Origin of the sequence: uncultured Brachybacterium sp. (assembly GCF_947500705.1) — a bacterium.
Lineage (GTDB): Bacteria > Actinomycetota > Actinomycetes > Actinomycetales > Dermabacteraceae > Brachybacterium.
On record NZ_CANMSY010000003.1, the window covers coordinates 1 to 17086 of the forward strand.

Annotated in this window: 13 protein-coding genes; 7 read left to right on the forward strand and 6 right to left on the reverse strand. The window is 63.6% G+C overall.

From position 1 onward, the window contains the following. The 6 genes from Q0937_RS06175 to Q0937_RS06200 all read left to right on the forward strand — a co-directional run. Positions 1-623, forward strand: a 623-nt coding sequence (locus Q0937_RS06175; protein WP_299301010.1) for an IS3 family transposase, incomplete at its 5' end; no start/stop codon positions are given. A 1425-nt stretch (positions 624-2048) separates the two neighbouring features. Further along, positions 2049-3386, forward strand: coding sequence for a glycosyltransferase family 4 protein (locus Q0937_RS06180; protein ID WP_299301013.1), 1338 nt, complete (start codon positions 2049-2051; stop codon positions 3384-3386). A gap of 45 nt (positions 3387-3431) precedes the next feature. After that, on the forward strand, positions 3432-4460 hold the full coding sequence (locus Q0937_RS06185; RefSeq protein WP_299301016.1) for an SDR family NAD(P)-dependent oxidoreductase: 1029 nt from the start codon (positions 3432-3434) through the stop codon (positions 4458-4460). Next, complete coding sequence (locus Q0937_RS06190) at positions 4460-5536, forward strand: NAD-dependent epimerase/dehydratase family protein (protein WP_299301019.1); 1077 nt, start codon at positions 4460-4462, stop codon at positions 5534-5536. The genes Q0937_RS06185 and Q0937_RS06190 overlap by 1 nt, the downstream gene beginning before the upstream one ends. After that, complete coding sequence (wecB, locus tag Q0937_RS06195) at positions 5533-6711, forward strand: non-hydrolyzing UDP-N-acetylglucosamine 2-epimerase (RefSeq protein ID WP_299301021.1); 1179 nt, start codon at positions 5533-5535, stop codon at positions 6709-6711. Before Q0937_RS06190 ends, wecB begins: the two co-directional genes overlap by 4 nt. Before the next feature lie 170 nt (positions 6712-6881). After that, positions 6882-8153: a glycosyltransferase gene (locus tag Q0937_RS06200; RefSeq protein WP_299301025.1), complete on the forward strand. Its 1272-nt coding sequence runs from the start codon at positions 6882-6884 to the stop codon at positions 8151-8153. Positions 8154-8280: 127 nt separating this feature from the next. Here the strand turns inward: Q0937_RS06200 and Q0937_RS06205 are convergent, their stop codons facing one another. The 3 genes from Q0937_RS06205 to Q0937_RS06215 form a co-directional block, all read right to left on the reverse strand. Next, on the reverse strand, positions 8281-8526 hold the full coding sequence (locus Q0937_RS06205; protein WP_363323216.1) for an ATP-binding protein: 246 nt from the start codon (positions 8524-8526) through the stop codon (positions 8281-8283). 385 nt (positions 8527-8911) lie between these two features. After that, a complete protein-coding gene (locus Q0937_RS06210; protein WP_299301028.1) occupies positions 8912-9949 on the reverse strand; it encodes an ATP-grasp domain-containing protein in 1038 nt (345 codons plus the stop codon). After that, positions 9946-10848, reverse strand: coding sequence for a sugar transferase (locus Q0937_RS06215; RefSeq protein WP_299301031.1), 903 nt, complete (start codon positions 10846-10848; stop codon positions 9946-9948). Before Q0937_RS06215 ends, Q0937_RS06210 begins: the two co-directional genes overlap by 4 nt. A 405-nt stretch (positions 10849-11253) precedes the next feature. On the opposite strand from Q0937_RS06215, the gene Q0937_RS06220 reads away from it, so the two are divergent. Further along, the gene (locus tag Q0937_RS06220; RefSeq protein ID WP_299301034.1) at positions 11254-12501 is read left to right on the forward strand and encodes a hypothetical protein; all 1248 of its coding nucleotides are present in this window, start codon (positions 11254-11256) and stop codon (positions 12499-12501) included. Here Q0937_RS06220 and Q0937_RS06225 read toward each other — a convergent pair. From Q0937_RS06225 to Q0937_RS06235, 3 genes are all read right to left on the reverse strand, one after another. Then, positions 12470-12961 carry a hypothetical protein gene (locus tag Q0937_RS06225; protein WP_299301037.1) on the reverse strand — a complete coding sequence of 164 codons (492 nt, stop codon included), beginning with the start codon at positions 12959-12961 and terminating at the stop codon, positions 12470-12472. The genes Q0937_RS06220 and Q0937_RS06225 overlap by 32 nt on opposite strands. Positions 12962-13771: 810 nt before the next feature. Beyond that, positions 13772-14929, reverse strand: a complete 1158-nt coding sequence (locus Q0937_RS06230; protein WP_363323208.1) for an aminotransferase class I/II-fold pyridoxal phosphate-dependent enzyme — start codon at positions 14927-14929, stop codon at positions 13772-13774. A gap of 30 nt (positions 14930-14959) precedes the next feature. After that, positions 14960-16936, reverse strand: a complete 1977-nt coding sequence (locus Q0937_RS06235; protein WP_299301043.1) for a nucleoside-diphosphate sugar epimerase/dehydratase — start codon at positions 16934-16936, stop codon at positions 14960-14962. Between the last annotated feature and the right edge of the window lie 150 nt (positions 16937-17086).

Sequence of the window (17086 nt, forward strand, 5' to 3'; positions counted from 1 at the left end):
GTCCTATTCAGAGGCGAGCCAGCAGGTCACACCTCGGTTCGAGACCGGACCCTTACACAGCTAATGAAACACCCTCGGTCCATGACGACCTCGTGAAGCGGGACTTTTCCGCCGATGACGTCAACGAACTGTGGCTGACCGACATCACCGAGCACTGGACCGACGAGGGCAAGCTCTATCTCTGCGCCATCAAAGATGTGTTCTCCGGCCGGATCGTGGGCTACTCGATCAGCGACCGGATGAAGGCTCGCCTCGCGGTGAAGGCCCTGGACAACGCGATATCCAGGCGCCGTGACGCAGCCGGCTGCATCGTGCATTCGGATAGAGGATCGCAGTTCAGGTCACGGAAATTCGTGCACGCCCTGAACCGTCACCACCTCATCGGATCCATGGGCCAAGTCGGTGCTGCCGGTGATAACGCCGCGATGGAATCGTTCTTCTCGCTGCTCCAGAAGAACGTCCTGGACCGCAAACGGTGGCGAACCCGAGAGGAGCTGCGGATCGCGATCATCACCTGGATCGAACGGACCTACCACCGCCGCCGGCGTCAGGCCCGTCTGGGCCGATTGACCCCCATCGAATACGAGACCATCATGAACCCGGCCGTGAGCCTCGCGGCCTGACACCCCAACTGTCACCTGTTCGTGCGGCAGTCCCTTCAGCGTCACCCGGACCCGGGCCATCTCCCGATGGACCTGCTCCCAGTCCGGCTGAGCGAACACGCTCTCGCACTCACCCCGGCCCGGGAACAACCGCGAATACACCTGCTCGTCGTCGAGCTCGGCCACGTCGACCCAGCCGATCCCCACCCCGTCAGCGGCCTCGAACACCGCCCTGACCGACTTCCGGGACATGCCCTGCGAGGCAGCGATCGATCGCCCCGACAGACCCTCGGCGCGCAGCTGGAGCACCAGCTTCGTTCTGATCTTCCGTACCATTTCCGATTGCTCCTTCGCAGTGACGACTCAGACGTCTTTCCGATAGCCAAGATGCCTCTGGAACGGCTCCACGCAATGGGTCACCGTCCCCCGCTTAGCGACGACGAGCTCGGGCAGCTTCGTGAGCTGCTGCTCCCGCGGCCCGACGATGACCCAGGTCGCCAGCGGTCCGCTGGCCGTCCAGACCCTCGACCTCGGGGTGCCGAATCGTCGATCCGGAGGGCCGCGCCGAAGCCAATGACCTCGCACCTGTACGGCCTCCGGGGGAGGTGGCCCTGCGGGTGCCACGGGGAGAGCGGGCCCGGGCTCGACAGTGCCGGATCATCTGTCGACTCTGCGAACCGGGTGGAGCTTCTCGGCGTCTCAGAGTTGCCGAGAAAGCGTGCAAAGGAAGCCGCCGGTGCGTAAGGTATAAACCACATGTAACTGACAAGTCAGACATACTGAGCCTGCCGCGGTAGCGGCGCCCAGCATCGAGCCCCGGAAGGAGAATCATGCCCCCCCTACTACTTGCGCGACGTCGCACGTCCTGAGCACACTGCCGAAAGCCGACCCCCGTACCGATCCATCGGGGCAAGTACCAAGGGCCCCGCGGCAGAGGTGCCCAATGAGACGCGAGCGACGGCCGTAGCGAGAGAGACCAACGTGCAGCGATCAACGCCGCGCCCGCGGGAGCATCTCGCAATGATTCTCGACGAGTCGCGGCCGTGCGGCCGCACAACAGTGCTCTCTGCGCCGGGCCGAAGAGCTGCAGACCTCGCTGAGCAATCCATGCACGAGCTACGACGCACTCCGCCACGCTATCGAGCGCTGCCCGCTGGATGCTCGGCGCAGACGCCAGAGGAATGCTGGCGGGTGCCGCGACTCGTGCCAAGGCTTCGCAGCGCCGTGAATGATTCCCACTCGGCGCTCCCAGCGATAGGGCGGAACCGCCGTGGACTGCGCTCTCTCATTTCGAAGCGAGACGCCCATCAAAGAATGCTCGATTGCGCGTCCGCGGGCGCCGAGATCAACATTCTTTTTGTAGCCCTGGGTTAGACAGCCCATCACTTGTGAACTGACCATCCCCGAGCCGAGCACGCCACACTCTTGGGCGCCCAAGGAGACCCGATGTCAACTGTCACGAAAGTCGCCACCACTTCGGCTACGCCGCGCGTACTGATTCTCTCCCAATTCTACTGGCCGGAGGAGGCAATGTATGAACGTGATATCGCCGACCACCTGTCCACTGCCGCCGGCGCACACGTCCAGGTTGTCACCGGGTACCCGAATCGACCGGGAGGGCGAATCTACTCAAGTTACCATCAGACCTTCCGGTCCAAAGAGTACTGGCGAGGCATCGGAATAAATCGCGTACCACTGGTGATAAATCATTCCGCGAACCCTTTGGAGCGATTCGCAAACTTCGCTTCGTTCGCCCTGTCGGCGATGACGTCATTGCGCCTCGCCAAAGGTGCGGATGTTGTATATGTCTATGCCACGCCGATGACTGCAGCATTGCCGGCGCAGGTCTGGAAGTTCCTCTTCGGAACACCCTATGTACTTCATGTTCAAGACGTCTGGCCCGAATCGGTTACGGGATCCGGCATGCTGCCCCGCAGTTTGAATAGCTTTATCACCAAAGCACTCACTCCTTGGCTGACGAGCGCGTACAAGAACGCGGCCCACGTACTTGCAATATCGCCAGGAATGAAGCCTCTACTGGCTTCAAGGGGGGCTAGCGAAGAGACGACGACGGTCGTCTACAATTGGGCCCGCGAAAGCAATATCATTACTACCACAGGGCGTGAAAGCACCGAGGGAAATCTGGTGCTCGCCTATGCGGGCAACTTGGGACGCATGCAGGATCTGGGCACCGTGGTCGAGGCAGTGCGATCCGCTTCCGAAAGCCTGGAGATTGAACTTCGTATTGCTGGCGATGGGGTCGAGGAAGAATCCCTCAGGCGCCTGGCGAGCGATTCACCCAATATCAAGTTCCTGGGCTTGATCGACCCTCTCGAGATCCACGAGCTCTACCGCGAGTCTGATTTTCAGCTGGTGACTCTACTGGACATGCCGATCTTTCGGGTCACGATCCCCTCGAAGCTTCAGGCGAGTCTGGCCTCTGGGGTTCCCGTCATCACGACGGTGCAGGGAGATGTTGCTCGGGTAGTCCAGGAGTACGAGGCCGGGCTGGTCGCCGATCCCGAGGACGCGAACTCCCTCGCCGACGCGCTAGCGCGGGCCGCTGCGACGACTGCCGCAGAGCGGCGCCGCATGAGCCGGAACGCGAAGCGGCTGTACGAGGACCTGATGAGCAAGCGCGTGGGTCTCAACGTCATTGCAGGTGTGCTCCTCGAACACGCGGAACACAAAGCTGCACATCGCACTCGGCGACGGCTCGGCGAGCCTGGTTGGCTTTCGCACACCGGAGGCGGGCTCGCCACCGGGAGTATCAATCGCGATTGACAGGTTCGGGGTGGGCACTAGAGAAGACAACTAGAAAGGCATATCATGCAGTCATTCGAAGGCGTAAAGGTCGCAATCACCGGCGGGACCGGCTCGTTCGGTTCCACGATGGCGAAAGATCTCCTAGCACGAGGGGTGGAAAGTGTCCATATCCTCAGCCGAGACGAGGCGAAACAAGACGCGATGCGTCGAACTATTAACGACGAAAGAATGCGCTTCTTCCTGGGGGATGTGCGCGATCAGCACAGCGTAAACAACGCGCTATCGGGAGTGGATTACGTTTTCCATGCGGCAGCACTCAAACAGGTTCCTTCGTGCGAATTCTTCCCTGACCAGGCTGTGCGCACGAATGTGAACGGAAGTCACAACGTCATAAATTCAGCGCACCAACTCGGAGTCCGTTCAGTGGTGTGCTTGAGCACGGACAAGGCTGTGTACCCGGTGAACGCGATGGGGATGTCGAAGGCCCTCATGGAGAAGACGGCCCAAGCCTTCGCTCGCAACAACCCGACTTCAGACACCAAGGTGTCGATAACGCGTTACGGCAACGTCATGTATTCGCGCGGATCGGTGATACCGCTCTTCATCAAGCAGATACAGTCGGGCAACCCGATGACGGTCACCGAACCGATGATGACACGATTCCTCATGTCTCTGGACGAGTCCGTCGACCTCGTCTACTACGCGTTCGAGAACGCGCAGCCGGGAGATCTCTTCGTCCGCAAGGCACCTGCTACGACCATCGAGGTGCTGGCACGTGCAGTGGCGTCCCTGCTCGGAGTAGACGCACCCCAGATCGAAGTGCTCGGCACCCGCCATGCGGAGAAGCTCCATGAGACTCTCCTCAGCCGTGAGGAGATGGCGACGGTCGAGGACCGTGGTGACTACTATCGGGTCCCTCTAGACACGCGCTCCCTCCAGTACGAGCGGTACGTGGAGGAAGGGAATCGAAGTACCGCCCTCGCGGAGGATTACACGTCGGAGAACACCGAACGCCTGGACGTCGACGGGGCGAAGCGGCTGTTGATGGCGGTGCCCGAGATCCGCCGAGAAGTCGAAGGTCGAGGTCTGTGATGAGAATCGTCGTCACCGGTGCTGAGGGCTTCCTCGGCCGGCACCTGAGGCTCCGCCTTCATGCCACGACCGAGCACGAGGTCGTCGCCGTGAGCCGCGACGACTGGCCCCACTTGCCGGAGATCCTTGGCTCCGCGGATGCGATCATCCACGTCGCCGGCGTGAACCGGGGCAGTCCGGAGGAGGTCCAAGCCGGCAATGTTCGACTCGCACAGGACCTCGCAGATGCGATCCGAACTGCCGGTCGCGAGATCCGCGTCGTTTATGCAGGCACCACTCAGCAAGGGAACGGCAGCCCGTACGGGAACGGCAAGCAGCGCGCGGCGGAGATCCTCGAGGAGGCGGAAGGCGTCGGGCTGATCGATGTCGTCCTGCCCAATCTGTTCGGTGAGCACGGCCGCCCGAACTACAATTCCTTCGTGGCGTCGTTCGCGCACGGAGTGGTCTTCGGCGAGGAATTGTCGGTGCAGGACCGGGAGGTGGAGCTCCTGCACGTGCAGTCGGCGGCGCAGACCCTCATCGACGGGCTCGACGGTGGAGAGGTCCGCATCAGGCCGCACGGCACCATGACGAGTGTGGCCCACGTGCTGGACGTGCTGCGCGAGCAGTGGGCGCTGTACCGGACGGGAGAGCTACCCCCATTGCATGACCGTCTCCAGAGCGACCTCTTCAACACCCTCCGGTCGGTCGACGTGGGCGGGCACACCCCGATTCCTCTCACCCTGCACGCCGATCAGCGCGGCGCCCTGGTGGAAGCGGTCCGGGCGCACATGTCCGAAGGCCAGACCTTCTTTTCGACCACGAGACCGGGGGTCACCCGAGGCCAGCACTTCCACCTCCGCAAGTTCGAGCGCTTCGTGGTGCTGAAGGGCCGGGCGCGGATATCGCTCCGCCGCGTGCTCTCCGACGCCGTCATGGATTTCGATGTCGACGGTGACCACCCTGTCGCCATTGATATGCCCACCGGGTGGGCTCACAACATCACCAACACGGGAGAGCAGGATCTGCTCACCGCCTTCTGGACAAATGAGCTATTCGACCCGAACAACCCAGACACCTACCCAGAGGACGTATGATGAGAACTCGTCTCAAAGTCATGACGGTAGTGGGCACACGTCCGGAGATTATTCGTCTGTCTCGGATCATCGCTGCCCTGGAAGAACATACCGATCACATTCTTGTACACACCGGCCAGAACTACGACTACTTGCTCAACGAGATCTTCTTCGACGATCTCGAGCTCCGTCGGCCCGACCACTTCCTGCAAGCGGACACGTCGTCCTTGGGCGCGGTGCTTGGCGACGTCCTGAAGGGCACGGAACGGGTGCTGAACCTTGTTCGGCCAGACGCGATGGTCGTCCTGGGCGACACGAACAGCTGTATCTCTGCCCTGATGGCCCGCCGCATGAAAATTCCCGTCTACCACCTCGAAGCTGGGAACAGGTCGTTCGATCCGAACGTGCCCGAGGAGATCAACCGACACCTCGTCGATCACGTCGCGGATTACAACCTCGTGTACACGGAACACTCGCGGCGCAATCTTCTTAGCGAGGGAATCCACCCTTCGCGAGTGGTGCTCATGGGGTCTCCCATGAAGGAGGTGCTCGAGCACAGCGCGTCCAGGATCGGCCAAAGCGACGTACTCAGCCGTCTCGAGCTGGAAGAGGGAGAATTCATCCTCGCAAGCGCACACCGCGAAGAGAATGTTGACCGTCCGGACAGGCTGGAAGGTCTGCTGCGTTCCCTTGCCGCGGTCGCCGAAAAGCAAGGCGTGCCAGTCATCGTCTCGACCCACCCACGGACGGCAAAGCGCCTGGAGCAGTACGAGCTCGATGCCGGCGTAAACGTCCGGTTTCACCCTCCGCTCGGTTTCCTCGACTACATCCGACTGCAGGAGACGGCACGTTGCGTCATCTCCGACTCCGGGACGATCTCGGAGGAGTCCTCGCTGCTCGGCTTCCCTGCCGTCACCATCCGGGACGCCATCGAGCGGCCGGAAGCGATCGACACCGGGGCGATCATCACCACTGGCACCGGTCCGGAAGACGTGGTGGATGCTGTCGCCATCACACTCGCGCAGCACGTGTCCTCCGGACCGGCCACGATCCCTGAGGAGTACCGCATTGCGGACTCCTCGCGTCGCGTACTCAACCTGATCCGTTCTACTGCGGCGACGCACCACCTTCGAACCGGCGTACGTATGAACGCTTCGCCTTTGGAAGCTTCTGGGATCGGTGAATTACGACGGTAAGTAGCCGGCCCGAGTTAAAGTATTTCCCGTGAAAGAAGTGAGATTGTAGCGAAGCTGCAAAAGTTCGGCCGCGAAGTAGGTCGCTTATGAGTGCCGGGTGCCGCCCTGTCGACGAGAGACCTCGCAGTTAACCTGCGCCGTTTAGCCGAGTAGCGTCCATGCGATCGTGCATGTCAGCCCATCTGGAATGCGGTTCGCAATCGTGCATCTCAATAGCCTGGGCCGGTCTCTCACTCGAAAGATCACCCGAGAGCGGAGTTTACAGCGTGCAACCAAAAGTGGCAATAGTTTGCGGGTACTTTGACTGGTTTAGTGGCTATCAAGAAGTCGCGCTAGCGCGTGCACTCGCGGAGTTCGCAGAGGTCACTGCATTTGCCTCCGACATCGTCAATCCAATTTTCTCCGACTCCCATCTCGAGCACATTGGAGTTGGCAGGCGGTACGGCGAACTCGATACAGAGCGATATGGGGTTAGGGTAAGGCGCTTTCGTGGCCGGGAACTAAGGTCAATGGTTGTCGCCAAAGGAGTGGCCAGAGAGCTTCGTCGGGGACGGTTTGACCTTGTGGTCCAGGTCATGCCAGGTTTCCTTCTTCCGGCAGTCGCTTCGACTGTGAGTTTAGGCTGCCCGCGAGTTGTGCTATATGGCGACAATTCCGCAATGTATGCAAATCTTTCACCGACACTCGCGCGAGCGAAGTTTGGAGTCTTCGCTGCAACCAAGGGCCTCCTGTACCGTTTTGTAAACTCTCGCGCAGAAGCCCTGTACGGATACACGCCCGAGACCATCGATAGACTTAAGTCGTTCTCGCTTAATAAAAAGATGGACGTCATGCCGCTTGTGTACGATGCCGAGGTATTCTATACCAGTACTGATGAGCGCACCGAGATGCGTAGAGAGCTCGGGCTCTCCGATCAGGATAAACTCGTGATCGGAATTGGCAAGATCAATCGCCAGAAGCGGTTCGACCTACTGGTTAGTGCTTTTGAAGAACTTGCACAAGAGGACTCTACTATCTACCTCGGAATTTTGGGATTATCGAACAGTGGAGCGAGTGCGGAGCTTCGTGAACGTGTAGCGAAAAGCTCTTTCCGGGACAGAATAACCCTGCTCCCGTTCGGCGACCCTCGTTCGCTGAGAAGGCTATTCAATGCTGCGGACGTCGGGGTTTGGCCCAGGATGCCCGCGGTTACAATTCAGCAGGGGATGGGGACCGGCTTACCAGTAGTACTTCCGCATAATCCTATAGTTTCCCATCTCGTAACGGACTATCGTTCTGGGGTTTACTTTTCGGAGACAGGCGATGAGTTTGAAGAGATGAAAAAAAAGATCGCGACCCAGCTCTCCGACACTAGAACTTCTCGGAATGATCGTGTTGGTAGCTCTCAGTGGTTGAGCGCGAGACAAGTAGCAGAGAAGCTTCTTAATTCCCATGTAGAGTGAATAATTCTGCACAGTTCGAACCGGTGATGGCCCTCATCGATTTTCCCCAGAGATGCTCGGTGAAGTTCCCGATGGTTGCGGGCTAGGTTAGCGGAGGTTGGTGCCGGTAGCGGCGCGGCAGATCTTGTCAGTTGTGAGGTGATGGTGGTGGAGTCTGCAGGAGGTGCCGTCGAGGGTGTCCACGACCGGAGCGGTGGAGGAGCCTGTCGAGGATGGCGGCGGCGACGGTGGTGTCGCTGAGGATCTCGCCCCAGGCGCCGACGGGCCTGTTCGTGGTGGTCACGATCGAGTTCTTCAAGTAGCGCTGGTTGATGACCTGGGACGGGGCTGAGGCTGCTTCGGCGGGCAGCGGGAGGTAGCCGAGCTCGTCGATCTATGCCAACATCCGCATAGATCGACGAGCTCGGCATGCTGCCCTACGGACAGGCCGCCGCAGAGTCCCCCCATCGGCTCGTGGACGCCACCTACGCACGTCGCAGCCTCGGCGTGAGCCAACAAATGCGGCGCCGAAGTGCCCACAATGTCATGAGATCGACTATCCACGGTGGCGTGAAGTAGAACCGTCAACGATGTTCACCCGTGACGTCACATTCAGGCTCCTGCTACACCTTCAAATGCGGAGAGCCACTAAAGGTGTGGTATTTCTGCGGAAGGGACTGCCGCACTGATAGGTCAAGCCGAAACCTACTCGCGCGTCAGTTCCCGGACGCTGATGGCCCGGAGGAGATCCTCCAGGCCATCAGCGCCCGTGCGTGCGATCAGCTGCGCGCGGTGACGCGGACGCTCTCGTACTTCGCGGAGACGACGCCCTGCTCGTACTCGCGCCAGTCCTCCCCCGCCTCCAGGCCGAGGGCGCGCGCCACGTAGTAGCGGGGCACGTCCGCACCGGCGAGGTGCACGAAGGGGTAGCCGCCGCCGAAGCGCGGGTTGATGTCGATGACCGAGGCGCTGCCGGTGTCGTCGAGGAACATGTCCACGTCGATAAGCCCGGTGAGCTCGCTCGCGTGCGCGATGAGCTCGGCGTTGCGCCGGAACGGCTCCGGGGCGACGGTGACGGCCTTGTCGGTCTCGCCGGCGCGCATTCGGTCCTTGCGGCGCGCGAGGACGGCGACCAGGTCGCCCGGCGCGCTCAGATCGCCGACGATGTCGACACCGTGCTCGACACCGGCGAGCTTGCCCTGCACCACCACATCCGCCCCGCTCGCCGCCCGGCCCGCCGTCTGCGGCGCGCTGCGGATCGCGGTGGAGACCGCCTCAGAGACCTCGGAGACCGGCACCACGGCGAGGCCGGAGGAGCCGCTGCCTAGCCGGTGCTTCACAACCAGCTCGTCGGAGAGCGCAGCGAGAGCGGCGATCCCCTCGTGGTCATCGCCCGTCACGGTGGTGGGGGTCGGCACGCCGATCCCTTCCAGCAGCCCGGCCATGAGGAGCTTATCGGCGCAGCTGTTCTGCCAGGCCCTGGATACGCCGGGCACGAGCACGCCGCGCTGCCGGATCTGCTCGGCGAGGTCGGTGTTCACGTGCAGGTGCATGAGCTCGTAGTCGTTGATGGACACGAAGACGCTGGGCTCCAGCTCGTCGACGAGCGCCAGCAGCGCCTCTCCGTACGTCGGGTCGGCGTAGCGGGGCAGACGTCGGGCGACGTCCCCGTAGGAAGCCGCCGAGCTCGTCGGATCATTCTCTGTGACCACGACGCGTCCACGGAGGCCGAGCGAGGCGAAGGCCTCACGGAACCAGTCGATGAGGTAGAGGCGCCGGCCCGCGGAGCCGATCACCACGGTGATCTCGCGAGTCATCGCAGAGCGACCTCCTGTATGCTCACGGCCCCTTCCTCTCGGAGCTCGCACGCCAGCCCTGCCAAGATCCTCTCCCCCCTGGAACGCACGAGCTCTGGCTCCCTGCTGCCCGGCACCACCTGAAGCCGGCTCTCCCATTCGCCATCGGCGCCGCGCACCAGCTCGCAGTGGGCGACGACTTCACCGCTTCGGCGATCCAGGATCTCCCACCCCTCGCCGTGCAAGCTGCTGGACCGGCGCACGTCATGGTCGCCGATCCGACGGGGGCCGTAGAAGTCGGTCATCGTCACGTGACCATCTTCCTGGATCCCCTCGCGGCGGAGCACCTTAGGCACGGTCGCGAGCAGGATCTGCAGGTCGGTCTTCAGACTGCGGGTCTCGACGTACTCTACATCGAGAGCGAACTTCGCGTCCCAGGTGAGGGAGTTACGACCGGAGACCTGGGCGAGGCCAGTGAGGCCTGGCAGGACCTGGTGGCGCCGCGCCTGCTCCTTGGTGTAGCGGTCGAGGTACTCGACCATCAGCGGACGAGGACCGACCAGACTCATGTCCCCGCGCAGCACATTGAGCAGGCTGGGAAGCTCGTCGAGACTCGCCGCCCGCAGGAACTTTCCCACGGTGGTCATGCGTTCCTCGTCGGACACTCGGCCGCGCTTCTCGTCAGTCATGTGCATGGTACGGAACTTGAACATCTCGAAGACTCGGCCGTCACGACCCGGTCGCGGCTGGCGGAAGAGCACATCCGGGCCGAGCGTCGCTCTGACGACGAGTCCGGTGCCGAGGATCAACGGGGAGAGCGCAATCAGAGCGCCTCCGGCGAGCACGATGTCCCCGAACCGCTTCACACGGTCATAGGGGATGAACCTCTGAGTCTGCGCAGAGCGCAGCATGGGTGCCATGTCTCCCTGACCCTCCATTGGGGGAACTGTCCTTCGTATCGGGGATCGCGTTGCCCGTGGAAGAACCCGCTAAGATGAAGCGGACATATCGCATATATCATACGTCGCACGGAGCTGTTTTTCAAGCCTCTGCCTGCAGTTCCGGCGGACCGCCCATGCCCTACGCCCCCGCAGTTCCACCCATCCACACACGACCTTCAAAACGCTAAAAACGGACCTTTTGCCTATAGGATACATTGGAGCCCCTTGAACGACCACTTCGGTTGCGTGTCTGCGCCCCTGCGGCTGTGACCGCTTCGAGTCCCGCTTATGGATGCACGCGCGTTTACCAGACCTCGAGCAAGGAGCAGACAGTTGTCCCTTTCGAAACATACTCCCAGCAATTCGCCGACAACCCCATCATTCGTGATCGACGCTCCTCTACTCGACGAATTCGTCGGCCGCTTCCAGCGCGCCCTGGATGCCCACTGGCCTCGGTCGATCCTGTCCTATTCCTTCAAGACCAATTCGTTGCCGTGGCTGATCTCCTTCATGCGGCGCCGCGGCGCCTGGGCCGAGGTTGTCTCCGACATGGAGTACGAGCTCGCGCTCGCCCTCGGCTACGCGCCGGACTGCATCGTCTACAACGGCCCCATCAAAGGGCGCGAGCGTCTGCGCTCCGCGCTCGAGGAGGGCTCCCTCATTAACCTCGACGCCAAGCGCGAGGTCACCTGGGTCGCGGAGTTCGCCCGTGAGCACCCCGACCGCGAGTTCACCGTCGGTCTGCGCATCAACTGGGACCTCGAGGCACGATGCCCCGGGGAGAGCACCACGAGGGAGGAGGGCAGCCGCTTCGGCTTCGACGTCGCCAACGGCGAGCTCGACCGCGTGATCGAAGAGCTCACCTCCGCTGGGATACGGATCGCGGGGCTCCACATGCACCGGAATTCCCTGACCCAGAGCCTGAACGTCTATCGAGCTTCCGCCACAGTCGCCGCGGAGATAGTCCGCTCCCGCGAGCTCGAGCTCGACTGGATCGACATCGGTGGCGGTTTCTTCGGCAGCGTCGACGGCAGCCCCACCTTCGACGACTACGTGCGCGTGATTCGTGAGGCCCTCGAGGGCGTGGTCGATCCGGAGGAGACCTGCCTCGTGGTCGAGCCCGGCGGATCCCTGATCGCCGTCCCGGTGGAGTTCCACGCCGAGGTGCTGGACGTCAAAGACGTAGGCTCCCGCCGGGTCGTCGTCACCGACGCAAGCCGGGTGGACATCGATCCACTCTTTCGACGGGTGCGCCCCTTCGACGTCACGCTCGGCACCAAGTCCACGCACTCGGTCCCCGAGCAGATCGTCAGCGGCTTCACCTGCATGGAGGACGACCGCCTCACCCACCTTAAGGACGCCCCCGAGCTCGCGATCGGTGACCGAGTCGTGTTCTCGCGCGTGGGCGCCTACACGATGTCCTACCAGTCCACGTTCATCGAGTTCCCACCGGCCGTGTACGTGCGCGAGAGGTGCGGCGAGCCGATGACCCAGGTGCGCCGCCCCTCGCAGGTCGCTGAGTACCTGGCAGGAAGCACCTGGGACGATCGGCCCGCAGAGGCTCAGCCAAGGGCTGAGCTGCCGAGGACCTTGAACTCCTCTAAACGCGCCGTGGTGACCCCGACCGCGTAGTCCAGCGGGGACGGATGATGTCGATCGCCCGGGGCTCCCAGGTCACGGACTCGCGGAGGTCGACGTTGATCGCGCCCGACGGGTGGAGCAGCTTCCCGATCAGACGCAGTGACTCCCGATACGACTCGGGAGAGACGGTGGTCGCGGCAACGGTGTCGCCGCCGCGCATCTGCTCCTTGCACGGGGCGAGCACTCCCAGCAGTTGTAAGCTGCCGTCGAGGGAGGAAGCGTCGTCGGCGCCGTGCTCGTGGCCAGGCAGCTCCTCCTGCACCTCCACGGCCGCAGGACCGTCCGCCGCAGGCCGGCCGGCCTCGCCGAGCGCCATCTCGGCGGAGTCCACGACACCCCGCGCAAGCTCTGCCGCGGCGGTGAACCAGAGACCGATGGAGCCGTTGCCGTAGCGACGCTTGACCACGAGGTCCATCGCCTCGCTCCCGAGCCAGGTCCTCGGCGTAGGCACCCCGTGCTCCGCCGGCGACAGCGCCATCCGATGCTTGTCAAGCACGACGGATCTAGCGTCGCGCCCAAGCACCGCAACGATCCTTCGAGCCCACGCAGCTCGTCCGCGACGCCGCCGGAGAGCACTTGAAGCTCGTAGTCACTCAGCGAGATGAAGAGATCGGGCCGCTCCGCGGCGAACCAGCTTCGGAGCGCTTTGAGTACCCCGGGCTTTTGTACGCTGGGGCGGCGTCCTGCACCGCGACGAGATCCGCCTGGCGGGCCTCGCGCGTGTTCCAGCGGTGGTTCGAGCGCATGCTCACGGTGATCTCGCCCAGGGGCGGTCCAGCGGGATCAGGTAGGTCGGCCCATGGTCCACCACGGCGCCTAAGTCCCCGAACTCCTCGAGTCCCAGCAACGTTTGGGCGCACAGGAATAGCGAGAGGACGCCACGCCCTTTCAGATGCTCGAGGAGCGTGATGATCGCCTCATGCCGCGGCGACGGCCCCTCGGTAAGCGTGGACCCGGCGTACTTGAACGGGGACGAGGCATCTCACCGGCCTACGGACAGCGGCGAGAAGGATCAACATCAGGAGGGCGGGGTCTCCGTCCTCGACGATCAGCAGGCGAGTGCAGGTGCCACGGAAGCCGTTCTCTACCCGCAGATTCTCGGGCGACTGGAAGATGTCGTGTCGCGCGCGAGCGAGCAAGCGAGGTCGCCCAGTCAGAATCAGCGGTCTCGAGCTCACGTACCTGCATCATCCCTCTGCTCCTTCTGTCCCACCCCCGGCCGAGGGCGCCCTGCCTGCGCCCCGCCCCATCAGATCACGGCTCAGACGAGGGAGATGGCGGCAGGCTCGATCCCGAGCTCGCCGGCCTCCGCTCCGCGCAAGTGCGCGGAGAAGAACTCGCCCAGCGCCGCATCCACCACGGCACACTCCGCCTCCGTGAGCACCGAGCCGCTCGGCAGCGTGATGCCCGTGCGGAAGAGCATCTCCGACACTCCGTTGGCCAGGGCCGGGGCCCCGGCGAACACCGGCTGCAGATGCATCGGCTTCCACAGCGGCCGGCTCTCGATCCCCGCCGCGACGAGCACCGTCGCGAGGTCGGCAGCGCTGAAGCCGGCGAGCTGCGGGTCGACGACAACCGCCGTGAGCCAGCAGTTGTCGTCCACATCACCCTGGCGCTGGAAGACCTCGACGCCGGGGACGTCGGCGACCAGTCCCGCGTAGGCCTCCCGGCGGGCACGGCGCCGTTCAAGCATGCCGTCGAGCCGGCTCAGCTGTGCGATGCCCACTCCTGCCAGGAGGTTCGAGAGCCGGTAGTTGTACCCGATCTCGCGGTGCTCGTAGTGAGCGACGGGCTCACGGGCCTGCGTGGCCAGGTGGCGCACGCGACCGGCGGCCTCCTCGTCATCGGTGAGGTACATGCCTCCGCCGGACGTGGTCATGACCTTGTTGCCGTTGAAGGACAGGATCGCTGCGTCCCCGTGCTTCCCGGCGGGGACCCCTGCGTGCGAGGCCCCGAGGGACTCGGCCGAGTCGGCGAGCACGCGGGCTCCATACTTCGCGGCGATCTGTGAGATCCGGGTGTAGTCCACACAGTTCCCGAGCAGGTCGACGGGGACGATCGCGGGCACGCTGCGGCCTTCCCGCTGCAGCTCCGCCATCACGTCTTCGAGCAGGTCGGGGTCCATCTGACCCGTACACGGATCGGCATCGATGAAGTATGGCGTCGCGCCGGTGTAGGTGATCGCATTGGCAGTCGCAGCGAAGGTCATCGTCGAGGTGGGGACCACGTCCCCCGGGCCGATGCCCCAGGCCAGCAGGCCCAGGTGGAGCGCTGCGGTGCCCGAGGAGAGGGCGACGGCGAAGCGTCGGCCGAGGCGATCCGCCATTGCCTGCTCGAAGGCATCCACGGCGGGGCCGAGGGGTGCGATCCAGCCGGAGTCGAAGGCATCGATGACTGCGGCGCGCTCGGCTGCGGACATATCTGGACTGGAGAGAAAGATAGTCATGGCTCAGAACCCCGCCGCTACCGCGACGGCAGCCGGAGCTGCCACCGGGATGGCCTGCTCGGCAGTGGCAGAGTCACCATTTGGCACAAGGATCGGGGAGCTCATCGAGCTGCATACGCGAGACATCGTGTCCAGGAACTGCTCGGGCTCGTGCATTGTGCGCGGGTCCGGAACGTCCTGGAGGCCCACAGGCACCACCGGCACCCCGGTGATGAGCGGATGCGCCGTCGGCGACGCTCCCTCGCCGGGAGCGAAGAGCACTTCGTGCATCTTCTCTCCGGGTCGCAGGCCCGAGTACACGATCTCGACGTCCTTTCCCGAGGCGTCGATGAGCTGGCGCGCCAGGTGAGCGATCTCGACCGGCACTCCCATATCGAGCACCAGGGCCTTCCCACTGTCACCGACCACGGCCGCCTGCAGCACCAGCTGGACCGCCTCGCCGACCGTCATGAAGAAGCGCGTCACCCCGGGGTCCGTGACCGTGACCGGCCCGCCCCGTTCGATCTGGGCGATGAAGGTATGGAGCACCGAGCCGCGGGTGCCCAGCACGTTTCCGAAACGGACGCTGACCCAGGATCCCTCGGGGGCGATCACGGCCTTCTGCGCGGTCAGTCCCTCGGCGAGGCGTTTGCTGTAGCCCAGCACGTTGTGGGGGTCGGCCGCCTTGTCGGTGGAGATGTTCACGAATCGCTCGACGCCGTGCCGGTGCGCGGCCTCGAGCACATTGTGCGTACCCAGGACGTTGGTCTTGTACGCCTCGTCGGGCGCGTTCTCGAGCATGTTCACATGTTTGAGCGCGGCAGCATGGAAGACCACGTCCGGCCGGTGAGCGGCGAACACCGCGTCCATCCGCTCCGCATCCCGTATATCGGCGAGCACCATGTTCTCGTTGCCGAGGTCGGCGGTGCCGTCCATCATCAGCAGCAGCGAATGCAGCGCGGATTCATCGCGATCGAGCATCACGAGCTCGCTCGGATCGAACTGAGCGATCTGACGGCAGAGCTCTGAGCCGATCGACCCACCTGCCCCGGTGACCAGCACCGTCTTCCCCGCGAGCATGCTGGAGATGGTGGTCATATCGGTCACCACGGGGCGACGTCCCAACAGGTCCTTGGGCTCGATCTCGCGGAGATCCGCATGATGCACCCCGCCGATCATCTCGTCGAGGGCCGGCACGATCTTGACCGGGAGGCCGATCTCGGCAGCCTCCGCGGTGAGCGTCCCGAGCGTCTCCGCGCTGATGATCGGCGTGCCGATCACGAGCACATCGGCCTGGATCCGCTCGGCGACTGCGGCCATGTCCGCCGAGGTTCCGAGAACAGACGCGCCTGCGCTTCGCAGATGACGCTTCTTGGGGTCGTCGTCGAGGAAGGCGACGGGTTCCCACACGGAGGACGGATCCCGGCGCATGGAATGGGCCAGGGTCCGGCCCACCTCGCCGGCCCCGACGATCAGGGCTCGGCGCGTCGTCTCCGACTGCAGGTGGTGCGTCTCGCGGAACGCCGCACGGCGCACCATGTATCGCACCGCACCGGCGAGGACCAGCACCACGGGAACGGCGATCAGAGGAGCTGTCACCGGGAGGACCCGTGCAGGCAGCAGCAGGTTCAGAACTGTCACCACGAGACCCGCCGCTGCGACCACGAGGCTGAGCGGCATGAGCTCGTCGAAGCTGCCCACGAGATGGCGTCCCTGGTGGAGGTGCAGGACGCGGGAGAGGAGCATGTAGACGGCGACCGCGATCGCCGCACCGATCAGCAGTCCGAAGAACGGCGTGGTGCGGCCGTCCAGAGCGAAGCCTGCTGAGAGAGCAGGCGTCTCCAGGCGCAAGCCGGCGGCGATCCAGAGTCCGGCGAACCATAGCGCCGCATCCACCATGGCGAGGGAGATCGTTGCCGGCTGAAGCTCACGGATCCCGGGACTGCGCTTCTTCGTCCCGTGCATGAGACGGACTCCGTCACGCAGAGTGATGATCGACATGGCTCCCCTTCCAGAACACCGTGCGGAGTCGCCACGGATCACCACGTATGTGAAATGCCCGTTTTGCCCGCCTTCCCTTGCGTCACCCTACACGCGTTAGGTCCGTTTTGCACGATATGTGTAGGTCTTGTGATGGGCGCGTGGTCAGGG